Source organism: Sulfurimonas limnophila (assembly GCF_059705345.1).
In genome coordinates this window covers 221,664-235,565 of the sequence record NZ_AP046127.1, presented here as the reverse complement: position 1 = coordinate 235,565, position 13,902 = coordinate 221,664, and the positions used below count along the sequence as shown (strand labels likewise).

At 36.9% G+C, this 13,902-nt stretch carries 17 protein-coding genes and 5 tRNA genes; 9 read left to right on the top strand and 13 right to left on the bottom strand.

Annotation, left to right across the window (positions count from 1 at the left end; all coding sequences use genetic code 11):
- The 4 genes from AC6H33_RS01260 to rpsJ are packed head-to-tail and all read right to left on the bottom strand — an operon-like array spanning position 1 to position 1,793.
- Positions 1-282, bottom strand: a complete 282-nt coding sequence (locus AC6H33_RS01260) for a 50S ribosomal protein L23 (protein WP_299850966.1) — start codon at positions 280-282, stop codon at positions 1-3.
- Positions 283-897, bottom strand: coding sequence for a 50S ribosomal protein L4 (gene rplD, locus AC6H33_RS01255; RefSeq protein ID WP_497605175.1), 615 nt, complete (start codon positions 895-897; stop codon positions 283-285).
- Complete coding sequence (gene rplC, locus AC6H33_RS01250) at positions 897-1,472, bottom strand: 50S ribosomal protein L3 (RefSeq protein WP_497605174.1); 576 nt, start codon at positions 1,470-1,472, stop codon at positions 897-899. Before rplC ends, rplD begins: the two co-directional genes overlap by 1 nt.
- Positions 1,473-1,481: 9 nt before the next feature.
- Positions 1,482-1,793, bottom strand: coding sequence for a 30S ribosomal protein S10 (gene rpsJ, locus AC6H33_RS01245; protein WP_011371921.1), 312 nt, complete (start codon positions 1,791-1,793; stop codon positions 1,482-1,484).
- Between the two features lie 156 nt (positions 1,794-1,949).
- Here rpsJ and AC6H33_RS01240 point away from each other — a divergent pair, with 156 nt between their 5' ends.
- The 4 genes from AC6H33_RS01240 (at position 1,950) to AC6H33_RS01225 (ending at position 6,268) form a co-directional block, all read left to right on the top strand.
- Positions 1,950-3,014 (top strand): ATP-binding protein, encoded by a 1,065-nt coding sequence (locus tag AC6H33_RS01240; protein WP_497605173.1) that lies wholly within the window; start codon positions 1,950-1,952, stop codon positions 3,012-3,014.
- A gap of 117 nt (positions 3,015-3,131) precedes the next feature.
- Positions 3,132-3,692, top strand: a complete 561-nt coding sequence (gene rnhB / locus AC6H33_RS01235; protein ID WP_497605172.1) for a ribonuclease HII — start codon at positions 3,132-3,134, stop codon at positions 3,690-3,692.
- A 294-nt stretch (positions 3,693-3,986) separates the two neighbouring features.
- A complete protein-coding gene (locus tag AC6H33_RS01230) occupies positions 3,987-5,306 on the top strand; it encodes a multiheme c-type cytochrome (RefSeq protein WP_497605171.1) in 1,320 nt (439 codons plus the stop codon).
- The gene (locus AC6H33_RS01225) at positions 5,276-6,268 is read left to right on the top strand and encodes a chromate resistance protein ChrB domain-containing protein (RefSeq protein WP_497605170.1); all 993 of its coding nucleotides are present in this window, start codon (positions 5,276-5,278) and stop codon (positions 6,266-6,268) included. Before AC6H33_RS01230 ends, AC6H33_RS01225 begins: the two co-directional genes overlap by 31 nt.
- Positions 6,269-6,283: 15 nt before the next feature.
- Here the strand turns inward: AC6H33_RS01225 and AC6H33_RS01220 are convergent, their stop codons facing one another.
- Genes AC6H33_RS01220 through AC6H33_RS01210 form a run of 3 tightly spaced genes read right to left on the bottom strand, consistent with a single transcriptional unit; the run spans position 6,284 to position 8,154 of the window.
- Positions 6,284-7,495 (bottom strand): molybdopterin molybdotransferase MoeA, encoded by a 1,212-nt coding sequence (locus AC6H33_RS01220; protein WP_497605169.1) that lies wholly within the window; start codon positions 7,493-7,495, stop codon positions 6,284-6,286.
- Entirely contained in the window at positions 7,492-7,929 is a 438-nt protein-coding gene (locus AC6H33_RS01215; RefSeq protein ID WP_497605168.1) for a molybdopterin synthase catalytic subunit, read from the bottom strand. Before AC6H33_RS01215 ends, AC6H33_RS01220 begins: the two co-directional genes overlap by 4 nt.
- 3 nt (positions 7,930-7,932) lie before the next feature.
- A complete protein-coding gene (locus AC6H33_RS01210) occupies positions 7,933-8,154 on the bottom strand; it encodes a MoaD/ThiS family protein (protein ID WP_497605167.1) in 222 nt (73 codons plus the stop codon).
- A 106-nt stretch (positions 8,155-8,260) separates the two neighbouring features.
- Between AC6H33_RS01210 and AC6H33_RS01205 the strand changes: the two genes are divergently transcribed.
- Together AC6H33_RS01205 and AC6H33_RS01200 are read left to right on the top strand one after the other, a co-directional pair.
- Positions 8,261-8,917 (top strand): MqnA/MqnD/SBP family protein, encoded by a 657-nt coding sequence (locus AC6H33_RS01205; protein WP_497605166.1) that lies wholly within the window; start codon positions 8,261-8,263, stop codon positions 8,915-8,917.
- Positions 8,904-9,368 carry a NanQ anomerase/TabA/YiaL family protein gene (locus AC6H33_RS01200; protein ID WP_497605165.1) on the top strand — a complete coding sequence of 155 codons (465 nt, stop codon included), beginning with the start codon at positions 8,904-8,906 and terminating at the stop codon, positions 9,366-9,368. The genes AC6H33_RS01205 and AC6H33_RS01200 overlap by 14 nt, the downstream gene beginning before the upstream one ends.
- Positions 9,369-9,375: 7 nt before the next feature.
- Here the strand turns inward: AC6H33_RS01200 and AC6H33_RS01195 are convergent, their stop codons facing one another.
- Positions 9,376-9,813, bottom strand: coding sequence for a nucleoside deaminase (locus AC6H33_RS01195; protein ID WP_497605164.1), 438 nt, complete (start codon positions 9,811-9,813; stop codon positions 9,376-9,378).
- A 320-nt stretch (positions 9,814-10,133) separates the two neighbouring features.
- Here AC6H33_RS01195 and AC6H33_RS01190 point away from each other — a divergent pair, with 320 nt between their 5' ends.
- The gene (locus AC6H33_RS01190; protein ID WP_497605163.1) at positions 10,134-11,264 is read left to right on the top strand and encodes a Fic family protein; all 1,131 of its coding nucleotides are present in this window, start codon (positions 10,134-10,136) and stop codon (positions 11,262-11,264) included.
- 232 nt (positions 11,265-11,496) lie between these two features.
- On the opposite strand, the gene AC6H33_RS01185 is transcribed toward AC6H33_RS01190, so the two are convergent.
- The 5 genes from AC6H33_RS01185 to AC6H33_RS01165 form a co-directional block, all read right to left on the bottom strand.
- Positions 11,497-11,580: transfer RNA gene (locus AC6H33_RS01185), tRNA-Leu, on the bottom strand.
- 32 nt (positions 11,581-11,612) lie between these two features.
- Positions 11,613-11,689, bottom strand: a tRNA-Arg gene (locus tag AC6H33_RS01180).
- A 10-nt stretch (positions 11,690-11,699) separates the two neighbouring features.
- Positions 11,700-11,776, bottom strand: a tRNA-Arg gene (locus AC6H33_RS01175).
- A gap of 36 nt (positions 11,777-11,812) precedes the next feature.
- Positions 11,813-11,889, bottom strand: a tRNA-His gene (locus tag AC6H33_RS01170).
- Between the two features lie 22 nt (positions 11,890-11,911).
- A tRNA-Pro gene (locus AC6H33_RS01165) sits at positions 11,912-11,989 on the bottom strand.
- A 171-nt stretch (positions 11,990-12,160) separates the two neighbouring features.
- On the opposite strand from AC6H33_RS01165, the gene AC6H33_RS01160 reads away from it, so the two are divergent.
- Both AC6H33_RS01160 and AC6H33_RS01155 read left to right on the top strand, forming a co-directional pair.
- Positions 12,161-13,606, top strand: a complete 1,446-nt coding sequence (locus AC6H33_RS01160) for an alanine/glycine:cation symporter family protein (protein ID WP_497605162.1) — start codon at positions 12,161-12,163, stop codon at positions 13,604-13,606.
- The gene (locus tag AC6H33_RS01155) at positions 13,603-13,878 is read left to right on the top strand and encodes a hypothetical protein (RefSeq protein ID WP_497605161.1); all 276 of its coding nucleotides are present in this window, start codon (positions 13,603-13,605) and stop codon (positions 13,876-13,878) included. The genes AC6H33_RS01160 and AC6H33_RS01155 overlap by 4 nt, the downstream gene beginning before the upstream one ends.
- Positions 13,879-13,902 lie beyond the last annotated feature (24 nt).

Genomic DNA, 13,902 nt, shown 5'->3' with positions numbered 1-13,902 from the left:
TTACACCGCCAAGCTTTCTATTTGTGCACCCTCTGGTAATTTTACATAAAACTTTTTAAAGTCATTTTGTTTACCAGCAACACCACGGAATTTTTTAATTTTTCCGCTTTGGTTTAGTGAGTTAATTCTTGTTGGAATTATTCCAAAATACTCACGAAACACCTCTTTGAGACCAGTTTTGCTCATACGAGGAGAAGTTTGCACAACGATGATTCCATCTTCTTGCATACCTAATGTCTTCTCTGTATATAATATTGATTTGATATCTGTAATATCTGCCATTTACTTAGCCTCCCCTACGAGATTTTCCCACACTGCCTTTTCGATCACAAGTGAACGATAGTTTGCAGCTAAATAAGCATTTAACTCATTCTCTTCAATCAAATAAGTTGAAGCAATGTTTTCAAATGCCAAATAAGTTTTTTCATCCAAAACAGTTTTTACAAAAAGAGTATCTCTTTGGTTTAACGATTTAAATAAAGCAGCAGCATCTCTTGTTTTACCAGATGCTATTTCAATACTATCTACAATAAATAAACTACCCTTGTTTGCATGTTCTGCTAAAGCGAAGTTAAGAGCAAGTTTTTTTTGCTTCTTATTAACTTTAAGGTCATAATTACGGTTGTTTTTAGGACCGAAAGCTTTACCACCGCCAACAAATGTTGGAGCACGCTTTGAACCAGCACGACCACGACCGCCGCCTTTTTGAGCCCATGGCTTTTTACCACCACCTCTAACTTCTGCACGCGTTAACGCTGTAGCAGTGTTAGCTCTCATTGCTGCTTGTGCAGACTTAACATATAGATATAAGTTATGAGGGTTAATACCAGCAAAACTCTCTGGTAGTGCTAACTCAGAAGCTTTTTCCATTTTTTCATTTAGAACTATTGCGCTCATTATCTAGCTACCTTTACACGACCTAAAGAACCATTAGCTCCAGAAACTGAACCAACAACCGCAATGATTTTGTTTTCAGCATCAAAAGAGATGATTTCATTCTTAACACTATTTTGTGTGTTTCCGTATTGTCCAGGCATTTTCTTGCCCTTCATAACACGACCTGGCCATTCTGCATTACCGATAGAACCTGTTCTACGGCCAAATCTATGACCATGTTCAGCAGGACCACCAGAGAAGTTCCAACGTTTCATTGCTCCAGTAAAACCACGACCTTTAGTAGTAAAAGTAGCTTTGATTACTTTAGCTTCTGCTAAAGGCGTCAAATCTAAATCACCAGCTTCAGTATTTGCTACTTCAATAGTAGTAAAACGGTTAAACTCAGAAGAAATGTTGTATTTCTTTTGCTGACCTTCAATTGCCTTATTCATTTTCTTACCGCTTTTGTAAGCAACGATTGCACTGTTTTCATTAACTTCACATACCTTAGCATCTAATACTCTTAATAGAGTAACAGGCTTTGAAGGTACTGTGATAGTACGGCTCATACCGATTTTTTCAACGATGTATTCCATACCAGCTCCTTACTTATCCATAGAGCGGACTTCAACATCCACTTCAGGTGCAAGATCAAGTTTCATTAGAGAATCTACTGTTTCAGGCGTTGCAGAAACAATGTCAATTACTCTAGCGTGCATACGAATTTCAAATTGCTCACGTGAACTTTTGTTTACGTGTGGAGATTTGATAACTGTATATTTACGAATCTTTGTTGGTAAAGGTATCGGACCACGAATTACCGCGCCTGTACGCTTAACAGCCTCTACGATTGATGCAACAGATCTATCAAGTACACGATGATCATAAGCTTTCAATTTTAAACGAATTTTTTCCATGTTTTTCCTTCTAAAGAACTCGTCAGGTCTAGCCTAACTATATTAAGGGAGCGGAATTGTATCCAAACTATCTCTATAATCCAAGAATATATGGGCTAAAATTTGAAATATATCTAAATTTATTTCCTTTTAATAAGGAAACTGTAAAATAACAACATGGAAATATTATTAGAAGAGTTATATAAAACCGATATAAATTTAGAAAAATTTCATACAAGAAAGCTTTTTTTAGATGAAGATAGCTATCAAATAAATGGAATTACTCAAAGCGGAAAGACAAAAGTTGTAAAAAACTATCTTTTGGGACTTAAAAAAAGTAGTTACCTGTATATAGATTGCAAGGATTTACGTATAGACTATGAACAACTTAATAAAACTCTTGCTATTTTTTGTACAAACAACAAAATAAACACTCTGGTTCTTGACAACTATACACCAGATGTAAATATTGTTAATGTTCCTCAGCTTCTTATCTGCTGTGAGATTAATTATGAGTTTGATTTTTTGACAACTCTAAAACTTTATCCGCTTGATTATGAAGAGTTTTTAGCATATGAATATAAGTATGATTCCACAGCCCTAAACCATTTTTTTAAACTTGGAGGGTTTCCTTCCATGCATAAAGTAAGCTCAGATGATAGAGCGCTCTATATTCAAAAGATTTTAAAACATACGTTAAACCTAATTGAGCTTGAAATATTGATTTTTTGTACAAAGATGATGGCGCAAAAAATATCACCTTATTCTATATATGAACGTTTAAAGCAGAGCCAAAAAATATCTAAAGACAAACTATATTTATCATTTGATATGCTCTGCTCAAAAGGATACATTCATCAACTTCAAAAAGTAGACCACCCAAAAGCTATAAGAAAGATATATCTTTGCGATATATCTTTAAAGTCTGCTCTAACTATAGATAAGCAATTTAGTAAACTCTTTGAAAATATGATATATTTAGAGCTTTTAAAGTCTGGCAAAGAGGCTTTTTATGATGAAAACATTGATTTTTATATTCCATCGTCTGATGAAGTCATCTTGGGGATGCCTTTTGCTGATGAGAGAATACTTTTTAAAAAAATGGAAGCTATAGAGGCTTTTTTATTTACATATCAGATAAAAAGAGTTACGGCTATTACTATGAGTACTGAAGGTAGGATGAGTCATCCGCTGTCACGCGTAGAGATGATTCCGTTTGATATTTGGGCTATTGGGGATTAATTTGCAAGTTTATTTATACTTTCCCCAAACGGCTTCACTTTGGGTACCCCAAAATCATAGATTTTGACCCTTAAGTTGCAGGGGTTTGATGAAAATATAAATAAAAGGCTGTGTTATATGTATGGTAAATTATGCGGTATTGATGAGGCGGGGCGCGGTCCGCTTGCGGGAGATTTAGTTGTTGCAGGATGTATTTTAAACAGCTATGTAGAGGGTCTTGACGACTCTAAAAAACTTACCGAGAAAAAAAGAGAGGCTCTATATGAGTTGATAGTCAAGGACTCTGCCTATCATATAGTAAAATTTTCAGCAAAAGATATTGACAATCTAGGGATTTCAATCTGCATAAAACGAGCTCTTGTGGAGATTATGAAAAATCTAACATGTAATGAGTACCTGTTTGACGGAAACTCAGCATTTGGCGTTAGCGGGCTTAAAACAATGGTAAAAGCTGACGGCAAAGTTCCAGAGGTTAGTGCCGCTTCAATACTAGCAAAAGTTACACATGACAGGGATATTTTGGAGCTGGCTAAAAAATATCCGCAGTATCAGCTGGAAAAACACAAAGGGTACGGAACGGCTCTGCATGTAGAGATGATAAAGAAGCACGGCTATTCGGAGATTCACAGAAAAAGCTACAAACTCAAAACACTTGAAAAAACGCTTTTTGACTTTTAAATATGCTCGACTTGCTATTTAATCAAGTCTTTCATATCAACGGTGAAGTTAAAATAAGAAACTCTAATCCATAGGAACAAAAGCATATCTCTATTTTTAAACACAAACAAAACCAATTATTTAACCAGAAACAACCTCTACTAAATCCAATATATTATCTTTTTTAGCTTTTACAAATAACACTAAAAGCATTTGTTGAAGAAATTAGTATTAAGCTTTTTATAATTATTTTTTTGTAACAATTACTTTAAAATGTAATAGTTATTACAAACAATGGCTTTTTTAGGAAAAAAAATGAACAAAAATAAAAAAATAGTTTTAATATCGTCTGTTTTACTTGCAGTTATCGCAAGTATCGCAGGTTTTATGCTCTACAAAAAATATGGCAAAATCATGCCTTACATGGAACAGCTCACAAAAGAGCAAGTGGGTACAAATGTCGATTTACAACCTGTTTCGCAAAAAGATGCACATTATGTCGGTTCGCAAAAGTGTCAGAAATGTCATGAAGAACAGTTCAAGGATTGGAAAGATTCTTACCATACAAAAATGATTCAAGATGTTAAAGCAAATCCCGCTTCAATAGTTGGAGATTTTGCAATACTTCCGGAGGATGCCGACTTCAAAAAAGAGAATATTACCTACACAATCGGCAGTAAATTTAAACAACGCTACATGATGGAAGTTGATTTTAACGGAACAAAAGATTTTGTAGTGGGAAGCTACCAGTGGAATACGCAACTTAAAAAATGGCAACCTTATAGCGTAACCAAAGATTGGTATCACGACGGATTTGAGAACAACAACAGCAAAGTGGGAACATCCAAAACTTGTGACGGGTGCCATTTTACGGGCTTTATGAGTCAAGAACAACGAACCGAGCCATCCGTTTCATGTGAAGCTTGTCATGGTCCAGCGAGCAAACACAGCCAAAATCCTGAGCAAGACTTGGTTTATAAAGCAAGCAATGCCGACCCAAAACGCTCAAGTGAAATCTGTATGCAGTGCCATATGCGCAATCGAGACAAACGGTTGGATACGCAAACATTGCAAGATATTTTTGGCGATGTGCGTGATTATCCAAAAGGGTATGAACCGGGAATGCCTCTTGTTGATTATAAAACAAAAGCACCTTTTGATGGAGTAGAAACGAAAGAGTTTTACGGAAACGGCATAGGCAAAAAAAACAGAACCCAAGGCAATGACTATGTCCAGTCGATGATGTACAAACATGGTATCACATGTATCAATTGTCATGACCCTCACAAGCTAGACAACACGGTTGCAAAGCCGCTGGGAGATGCTTCTTGTATGAAATGCCACTCTTTTGGTTCGGCAATAGGTCCGCACCAAAGCACGATTGAAGCGCATACACACCACAAAGCAGACTCTAAAGGTTCAAGTTGTATCGAGTGTCACATGCCAAAAATCGGTAAGCATCTGCCAAGTTCCCCTGCAACTGTTCGTACACACAGGTTTGGATTTATCACACCCGATGAAACAAAAAAATATAAAGTACCAAATGCTTGCAATAGCTGTCATCAAGATAAAAGTCTTGAATGGTCTGAGGAAGCGCTCAAAAAATGGGGTATGAGCCAGTGGGCGACAAAATAATTTTAAGGCATAATTCTGCGGCATGGATTTTGATGTTTTACTCTATGCCTTCAAAACCTGAGCGAAATCGTCTGAGAGTTTACAGAAAACTCCAAAAAGAGGGAACGCTTGCGCTTAAAGACGGTGTTCATATTCTTCCCTTTAGCGAAGATAGGCTAGAGCTTTTTATGTGGCTACACCAAGAGATGAAAACTCTTGGCGGAGAGATGCACTTTAGTATCATTGAGAAATTTGAAACACTAAACGATGAAGAGATTATTGCGTTGTTCAAATTACAAGCAGAAACTTCTTATAAAATTATTGAACAAAAAATAAAAAAACTAAACTTAGAACTACCGCTAAACGAGGCTACTTCAAAACAAGAACAAAATTTAGAACAAGCAATTAAGAAGATAGCACGTGATTTTGAGTCCATTCATGTTGTAGATTTTTTTGAATCATATAAAGGGAAAATGGTAAAAGAAAGCATCAAGACGCTTCAAGCAAAACTCCATGCTACTTCTTCACCAAAACCTACAATTGGGACATATAATGCACAAGAGTATAAACATAAAGTGTGGCAAACAAGAAAAAAATCATTTGTTGACAGAATGGCGTCTGCATGGCTTATCAAAAGACACATTGACACCAACGCCACATTTATCTTTGATGATACTATTGATATTTCAAAACAAAATATAATTACTTATGATATGAGCGGAGCAACATTTACGCATGTAGGCGATTTATGTACCTACGAGGTACTATTGCAATCGTTTTTACTTCATGAAGATGTTGCTTTGGAAAAAATTGGAAAAATTATCCACAATCTTGACCTCAATGACGATAAATACATCACCCCTGAAGCAGATGGAATCAAAATGATTTTAAGTGCGATTCGCAACAACGAAAAAGATGATAATGCCATCATAGAAAAAAGCCATGAAATCTTCGACTATCTCTATCTTACATTAAAAAAATAGTATGAAAACTCTCTTTTAAAAATTATCCAGAAGAATAACGTTTACAAAAGTGCCCTCTGAGAGGTTTCCGTCATCTTCACCGGTAATCATCAGTGCGCTTGAGTCTAACATGTTGGTAAGTATCGCCGAACTTCCGACTTTTTTGCCCTTGAAGTTTACAAAATATTCGCCGTCTTCAACAACTACGTTACATGCTGTAAATTCCGTCAATCTGCTTCTTTTTGTAAAATCTTCGCCGAGCTTTGCCGCCACTGTTTTATATGCGCTCTCACGTCCGAGCATCTTGGCAATCAGAGGCAGCACATAAAGAATTGCCGTTACAGTCGATGAATATGCAAACCCAGGAAGTGCTAAAACAAATCTGTCCGCTCTTTGCGCTACCAAAATATGTTTACCCGGTTTTATTGCTACGCCTTTGTAGATTACCTCTGCGCCGATACGAGGAACTATATCTTTGACAAAATCGTAATCACCGACACTGACGCCTCCGGTACTTACTAAGATATCAACGCATGAAAGAGCGTTTTCGAAAGTTTGCATTATTAAATTCTTATCATCTCCGACAGTTCCAAGCTGTACAACTTCCGCTCCTGCTTGCTCAAAAAGTGCCGCAAGAGTGTAGTTATTTGAGCTTCTTATCTGAGCAGGATTGTCACTGTTTACACCGAGGTCCAAAATCTCGCTTCCTGTTGATATAACGGCGACGCGCGGTTTTATTGCAACTTTCACCATCACGCAGTTTAGCGCCGCCATAACGCCGATTTCAACAAAACCGATTTTTGTACCTTTTTTGACAAGCACATCTCCGGCTCTATAACCCTCTCCCACGGGACGGACAGATGAACCTTTTGAAACACTCTCATTAATAATTATTTTTCCATCTTCAACCGTAACATTCTCTATCTGGATTAAGGTGTCGGCTCCGTGAGGCATCATCGAGCCGGTAAAAGTTTTAATGCACTCTCCGCTTTTAAGAGTTCTTTTCTCATCGCTTCCTGCTGGATTGTCCCCAACTATCGATATGACTTTGCCATCCAAATCGGAGTGCATTACTGCGTACCCGTCCATTGAGGCGGTTGGAAATTGCGGGTCACTGTACTCTGCTACGATATCCTCTGCCAAAACCCTTCCAAGAGATGAGCTTAGGGCTACATTTTCGCTTCTTTGAGAATTTACATGTAGCAAATCCAGCATATTTTGGCTTGTTTCATAAGATAATAGACTCATTTTAAAAGACCGCTCCCTTTTATTGCAGTTGAGCGCTCAAGCGCATAGATTCTTTTGCCACCCTTTAAATCGTATTTCCAAATAGGCGCAGAAGCTTTAAAATCCTCTACAAACTCATCTATAAACTCTAGTGCAACTCGTCTTTTTGGAGAGAAAACAGCTGCGATATACGATGACTCATGAAGCATCACATCTCCACGTGAGTGTGCCATTTTTATAATAGCGCCTCTCTCTTTTGCCTTTTTTTGCCAAGCATCAAACCAAGAGTTTAGTATCGGTTCATATATATCAAAACTAAGCCCATCAATCCCATCTTCGCTTCGTACAGTTCCAACAAATGGGATATAAGCGCCATAATTGCTAGAAGCTTCTTGCTCATACCACTCTTTTAAAATACGTGGCACATCAAGCGCTCCATCATAAAGATAAAGCATACCTCAGCCCCCACAAACAGGCGGTAGAAGTGCAACTCTATCGCCATCTTTTAGTGCAAAATCTCTACTTGACACAAGAGTATCATTGACAGCAACAGCAGAGTTTTCAAGCCACCCTTGCATAGTTTCATCTTTTTTAAGTATCTCTGCCAACTCATTTAAGTTTGTTATATCAAGTTCCAACGGCTCTTTTTGTATTGGGCCTAAAAATTCTACTCGTACCAAAAGATTGCTCCCCAAACTATATTTTTATGGCTGTGATTATAGCAAACTCATCTTTTTTATAAGTTAAGCGATGTATAATTTTGCCAATTATATGATGGAGGAATTTGTGGTTTTTGGAAAAATTGAGTATCTAAATCTTCTGCCATTTCATCTCTTTATGAAGAGATTTACTAGAAGCTCTCAACAGAGCATGAGCATGGATTACTATAAAGATGTTCCAGCAAAGACAAATAAAAAATTCCTCTCCCGCAAAGTTGATGCCGCATTTATTTCTAGCATCAGAGCAAAAAATCAAAAATATGTAAATCTTGGGATTATCGCAAAAAAAGAGGTACTTAGCGTTTTAGTCGCTCCAAGTGAAACAAACACACAAGATAGTGAGTCCGAAACTTCAAACCTTCTTGCAAAGATACTCCATGTTAAAGGAGAGGTTCTCATAGGGGACAAAGCTCTAAGATACTATCTCCAAAATAAGCCTCACGTAGATTTGGCTAAATTGTGGCATGAAAAATATAAGCTCCCTTTTGTATTTGCACTTTTATGCTACCACAACGACAAAGCACTCTATAAAAAGATAGAAAAAAACTTCCTAAAAACAAAGATAAAAATACCAAGATATATACTTCGTGAAGCCTCGATGCGAACAGGCATATCCCAAGAAAATATACTAAATTATCTAAAATATATATCTTATAACTTTGATAAAAAAGCAAAAAATGGACTTGAGAAATTTTACAAAGAGGTAAAAAATGGTAGTAGATAAGTTAGTAAATTGGCAAAAATACCCATTTGGTGAAGCGTGGCAGAGAGCTTTTTCATTTTTAAACTCTCTATCATCAGAGACAGAAGATGGAAAATATGAGATTCAAGGCGATGATATTTATGCAATCGTTATGAGTTATGAGACTGTTTTAAGAAGTGGCGCCATGCTTGAATCTCATAAAAAGTATGTAGATATTCAAGCAACATTACGAGGAACTGAAGGATTTGAGTGCCACTCGGTAGACTCCCTTGTTGTAAGAGAACCTTATGATGCTCAAAAAGATATAGAGTTTTATGAGACAGATGCAAAAGCACATTCACTATTAAGTATCTCTGTTGGCTCTTTTGCGATGTTTTTTTCACATGACGCTCATATGCCATGTCTAGCTGTTGGTATTAAAAAAGAGTATATAAAGAAGGTAGTTATAAAGATAAGAGCGGAACTTTTATAGTCTCAAGCTATTCTCCGATATCTTCATTCCAAAGAGATGGATTTTTATCTATAAATTTTTGCATCATTTCAAAACACTCTTGATTGTCTAAAACTTCTACTTGAACCCCTAACGAGCGGACATATTCTTCTGGACCCTTAAAAGTACGATTTTCGCCTATTATGATTTTAGGTATCTTGTATAAAAGCGCCGCCCCACTACACATACTGCAAGGCGAGAGTGTTGAGTAGAGCGTCGCCCTTTTATACTTTGATGCGGGCATCCTCCCAGCATTTTCAAGACAATCCATCTCCGCGTGAAGAATCGCACTACCATCTTGAAGTCGTCTGTTATGCCCACGACCTACAATCTTGCCATCTATGACAAGCACCGAACCTATAGGAATCCCGCCCTCTTGGAGACCTTTTTTAGCCTCTTCTATCGCTGCTTGTAAAAACTGATCCATATATCATCCTGTGCAAATTCAAGTCTCGCCAATTCTTAATGAAATATATACTTCACTATCTTGACCTTGAAAAAGTATCACAAATGAGGTTAAAAAGTATCACTAATTGAAAAAATGTATTTTTGAAGTTGTATAAGTGCTTATTTTTGGGGGAATAATCTCTGGAATTATCTGCAAAGCAACGAATGGAATGTCCCCTATAAATTAGACAATTACTAAAACAGTAAGATTTGGAACTATCTAAAATATGAGCTATTTATAATTGACAAGTAGCTCATATGATGATACGATTAGAAAACTAATCAGCTCATGAGGTAAAAATGAAAAAGAAACAACTATGGATTTGGCAACATCCCAATTATCCAAAATTTAATTATAACCTTCGTGAGCTTCTTCCTAAAATCACACAAATATCTCAGAGTATAGGTCAAGTAAAAGCATTAATCACGCTTCTTGATAAAGATACTCAAACCAACATTAAGATAGATCTTTTTACAAGCGAGATTGTTTCCACTTCTGCAATAGAGGGGGAACATCTTCAAAGAGAGAGTGTAAGATCTTCAATAAGAAAAAAACTAGATGCAACATTTGACAAAGTATATGACAAGTCTACCCATCACACTGACTCTCTCGCGGATATTTTAATAGATACCATACTCAACACAACGCCACTGGAATTAGAGCGTTTGCATAAATGGCACATCTCACTTCTTTCCCAGACTCCAAGCCTCTTTACTAAAATCAAACTGGGAGTGTTTCGTGATTATGATGACATGCAAATTGTCTCAGGCGTAATTGGAAAAGAAAAAGTACATTTCGTAGGAGTGCCTGCTAAGAGAATAGATAATGATGTGGATGCTTTGTTGAAGTATATTAATACAAGCGATGACAATATTTATATTAAAAGTGCAATAGCGCATTTATGGTTTGTAACTACTCACCCTTATGATGACGGCAATGGCAGAATGGCAAGAATCATAAGTGATTACATAATCTCAAAAGATTTTGGGATAGAGTATAAATATTTTTCTATCTCTAGTGCAATAGCAAAGGATCGTAAAAATTATTATGACAAATTAGAGATGTCTCAAAACTTGATAGACAATCCAGATTTAGATTGTACAGCTTGGGTATCATGGTATTTAGATAGATTTAACGACTCACTTCAAGAGACACTTGATGCAATCAACAGAGTTATACAAAAAACAAAGTTTTGGGATAAGGTGCGTCAAATTACTTTAAATCAGCGCCAATTAAAAGTGCTAAGCAAGTTATTAGAGTATAACGAAGGAGAATTTCAAGGCGGGCTTACTACAAAAAAATATGTTGCAATGACCAAAACATCTTTGGCAACAGCAAAAAGAGATATACAAGAGCTAGTGAAATTGGGTTGTTTACATCAGATTGAAGGTACTCAAGGAAGAAATATCAGATATGATATTGTCCATTAAATAGGGGACATTTCAAAGTATAATAAACCCTTTTTTCAAGACTGAAGGGGTTTGTCTTTTTGAAGCTAAAACATTTTGCAAGTTGCTACTAGATTTTTGCAAGTTCTTTGCAAGTTTCTGTATGCAAACTGTCCATATTTTGACAACTTTTGCAAGTTTTGAGGTTTTGTATTGATTTGTTTTTTAAATGATTATGTCTACTGTAAGTCCCTAGTTTAGGGCTTTTTCTCGATGGTGCGGATGAGAGGACTTGAACCTCCACACCTTGCGGCACTAGATCCTAAGTCTAGCGTGTCTGCCATTTCACCACATCCGCACATTTTAAGTATTTTATGTCTCTTCAGACAGTGGTGCGCTCTTCAGGATTCGAACCTGAGGCCGATGCCTTAGAAGGGCATTGCTCTATCCAGCTGAGCTAAGAACGCGCTCATTAAATGGTGCGTCCGATAGGATTCGAACCTATAACCATCGGATTCGAAGTCCGAAACTCTATCCAATTGAGCCACGAACGCCACAAAATTTATTATTATATTTTTATTTTATCTTTATGGGGTGGGATGCGGGGCTCGAACCCGTGACCCCCGGCACCACAAACCAGTGCTCTAACCAACTGAGCTAATCCCACCATGCTTGAAAAAATAAAAAAGTGGTCGGGGTGAAAGGGTTCGAACCTTCGGCCCCCTGGTCCCAAACCAGGTACTCTAACCATACTGAGCTACACCCCGACCTACACATTGAAACAGCCTTGCAGCTGATTAATGAGGCGAAATTATAGTCAATAACTATTAAAATGTCAATAGTATTTTTAGATATTTGCAAACTTTTCTCTAACATGTACAAAAAGAGATTAAGATTAGTTTGTTACAATAATAGCGATTTGGTTTAAAAGGTGAATTATGGGTGAATTTTTTAGCAGTGCTAACTCTTTTTTAGAGGCAGTTCTATTTTTTGACATTTTATTTGGAATGGTAGATGGGGTCAAGCTCCCATTTTTAGTTGTTTGGCTAATTTCAGGCGGAATTTATCTTACATTATTGACAAAATTTATAAATTTGAGAATGTTCAAACACTCTTTTGACATTATAAGAGGTAAGTATCGCACAGCTGATGACGTTGGAGAGATTTCATCTTTTGGAGCCTTAACAACGGCTCTTAGTGCAACTGTTGGTCTTGGAAATATCGCTGGTGTTGCACTAGCTGTTGCTCTTGGTGGTCCAGGGGCAACATTTTGGATGATAGTTGCTGGTTTTTTAGGCATGAGTCTTAAGTTTACAGAAGTAACGCTCTCTTTGCAACATAGAGTTTTTTTAAAAGACGGAACTGTTATGGGTGGTGCCATGGAGTACCTCTCAAGGGGATTAGCGCAAAAAGGTTATGCTAAATTTGGCAAGATTTTATCACTAATTTTTGCCGTTTTTATGATTGGCGGAGCGATAGGAGGAGGAAATGTGTTTCAGGTTTCTCAGGCGCTTGGAGCAGTATCGCAAGAGATAGCCTTCTTTGATAAGTTTCCAATTATTTTTGGAATTATTATCGCTATATTTGTTGGATTTGTAATAATAGGCGGAGTTACTAGAATAGCTAAAATCACTGAGTTCCTAGTGCCAATCATGGCAATTATCTACATTGGCGCCTCTTTATGGATTTTGGCTTATCACTTTGAAAAAATAGATGACGCTATTGCTATTATTTTCCGTGAAGCATTCTCAACAAGTGCTATATATGGAGGTGTTGCTGGTGCTATTGTGCAAGGTTTTCAAAGAGCAGTATTTTCAAGTGAAGCAGGGATTGGCTCTTCTCCTGTTGCACATGCTCCAGTTAAAACAAAATATCCAGTGAGACAAGGGTTAGTTGCGCTTTATGAGCCTTTTATCGACACGATAGTAATCTGTACTATGACGGCTCTAGTCATTGTCATAACTGGTGTTTATGAGCATAATGGCGCATATATGGCTCTTATCGAGGCTAAAGAGGGTGCAGCACTTACAAGCGCGGCATACGGAACTGTCATAAGCTGGTTTCCAATAATCTTATCAGTTAGTATTACTCTGTTTGCTTTTTCAACTATTATCGCATGGTCTTACTATGGTGAACGTGCATGGGTTTACCTGTTTGGTTCAAAATACTCTGTAATTTACAAACTGAGTTTTTTGCTTCTTATAATTATGGGAACAGCTGTAAATACGGCTCTTCTTGTTGATTTTAGCTTTATGCTCTTTCTTACCATGGCTCTGCCAAATATACTTGGACTTTTTATTTTAGGTAAAGATGTAAAAATAGCGCTTGAAGAGTACTTAGTCAAACTAAAAAGCGGTGAACTTGATGCGGAGGCACTTAGATGAATAAAATAGAGTTAGATTGCAGAGAACTTTTGAGTGCAAATAAGATAAATATTGACTCAGAGATAGATTTTAATGTAAATGAAGAGATACATACTCTCTCTTTTGAGTACATTATAGAGACTTTTATGATGGCATCAATTGACTCACAAATATCTTTTTTAGGCGCTCTTCAAAAAGCGTCTCTTTTAGGAAGCAGTGGGATAGAGAGCTTTTTTCAAAACATGGGACAACTTCTTCTTATGACACATTTATCTCAAAAAATAGAGCTTTAACTCTTTTTTAAACTTTTTATATGT

Bases quoted from the DNA above. Each gene is read 5' to 3' on its own strand.
- AC6H33_RS01215 (WP_497605168.1), bottom strand. From the start codon at position 7,929: ATGCTTTATCTTTATGATGGAGCGCTTGATGTGCCACGTATTTTAAAA.
- AC6H33_RS01160 (WP_497605162.1), top strand. From the start codon at position 12,161: ATGGGTGAATTTTTTAGCAGTGCTAACTCTTTTTTAGAGGCAGTTCTA.
- rplC (WP_497605174.1), bottom strand. From the start codon at position 1,472: ATGGAATACATCGTTGAAAAAATCGGTATGAGCCGTACTATCACAGTA.
- AC6H33_RS01195 (WP_497605164.1), bottom strand. From the start codon at position 9,813: ATGGATCAGTTTTTACAAGCAGCGATAGAAGAGGCTAAAAAAGGTCTC.
- AC6H33_RS01260 (WP_299850966.1), bottom strand. From the start codon at position 282: ATGGCAGATATTACAGATATCAAATCAATATTATATACAGAGAAGACA.
- AC6H33_RS01230 (WP_497605171.1), top strand. From the start codon at position 3,987: ATGAACAAAAATAAAAAAATAGTTTTAATATCGTCTGTTTTACTTGCA.
- rnhB (WP_497605172.1), top strand. From the start codon at position 3,132: ATGTATGGTAAATTATGCGGTATTGATGAGGCGGGGCGCGGTCCGCTT.
- AC6H33_RS01225 (WP_497605170.1), top strand. From the start codon at position 5,276: ATGGGGTATGAGCCAGTGGGCGACAAAATAATTTTAAGGCATAATTCT.
- AC6H33_RS01155 (WP_497605161.1), top strand. From the start codon at position 13,603: ATGAATAAAATAGAGTTAGATTGCAGAGAACTTTTGAGTGCAAATAAG.
- rplD (WP_497605175.1), bottom strand. From the start codon at position 897: ATGAGCGCAATAGTTCTAAATGAAAAAATGGAAAAAGCTTCTGAGTTA.
- AC6H33_RS01200 (WP_497605165.1), top strand. From the start codon at position 8,904: ATGGTAGTAGATAAGTTAGTAAATTGGCAAAAATACCCATTTGGTGAA.
- rpsJ (WP_011371921.1), bottom strand. From the start codon at position 1,793: ATGGAAAAAATTCGTTTAAAATTGAAAGCTTATGATCATCGTGTACTT.
- AC6H33_RS01190 (WP_497605163.1), top strand. From the start codon at position 10,134: ATGAAAAAGAAACAACTATGGATTTGGCAACATCCCAATTATCCAAAA.
- AC6H33_RS01220 (WP_497605169.1), bottom strand. From the start codon at position 7,495: ATGAGTCTATTATCTTATGAAACAAGCCAAAATATGCTGGATTTGCTA.
- AC6H33_RS01240 (WP_497605173.1), top strand. From the start codon at position 1,950: ATGGAAATATTATTAGAAGAGTTATATAAAACCGATATAAATTTAGAA.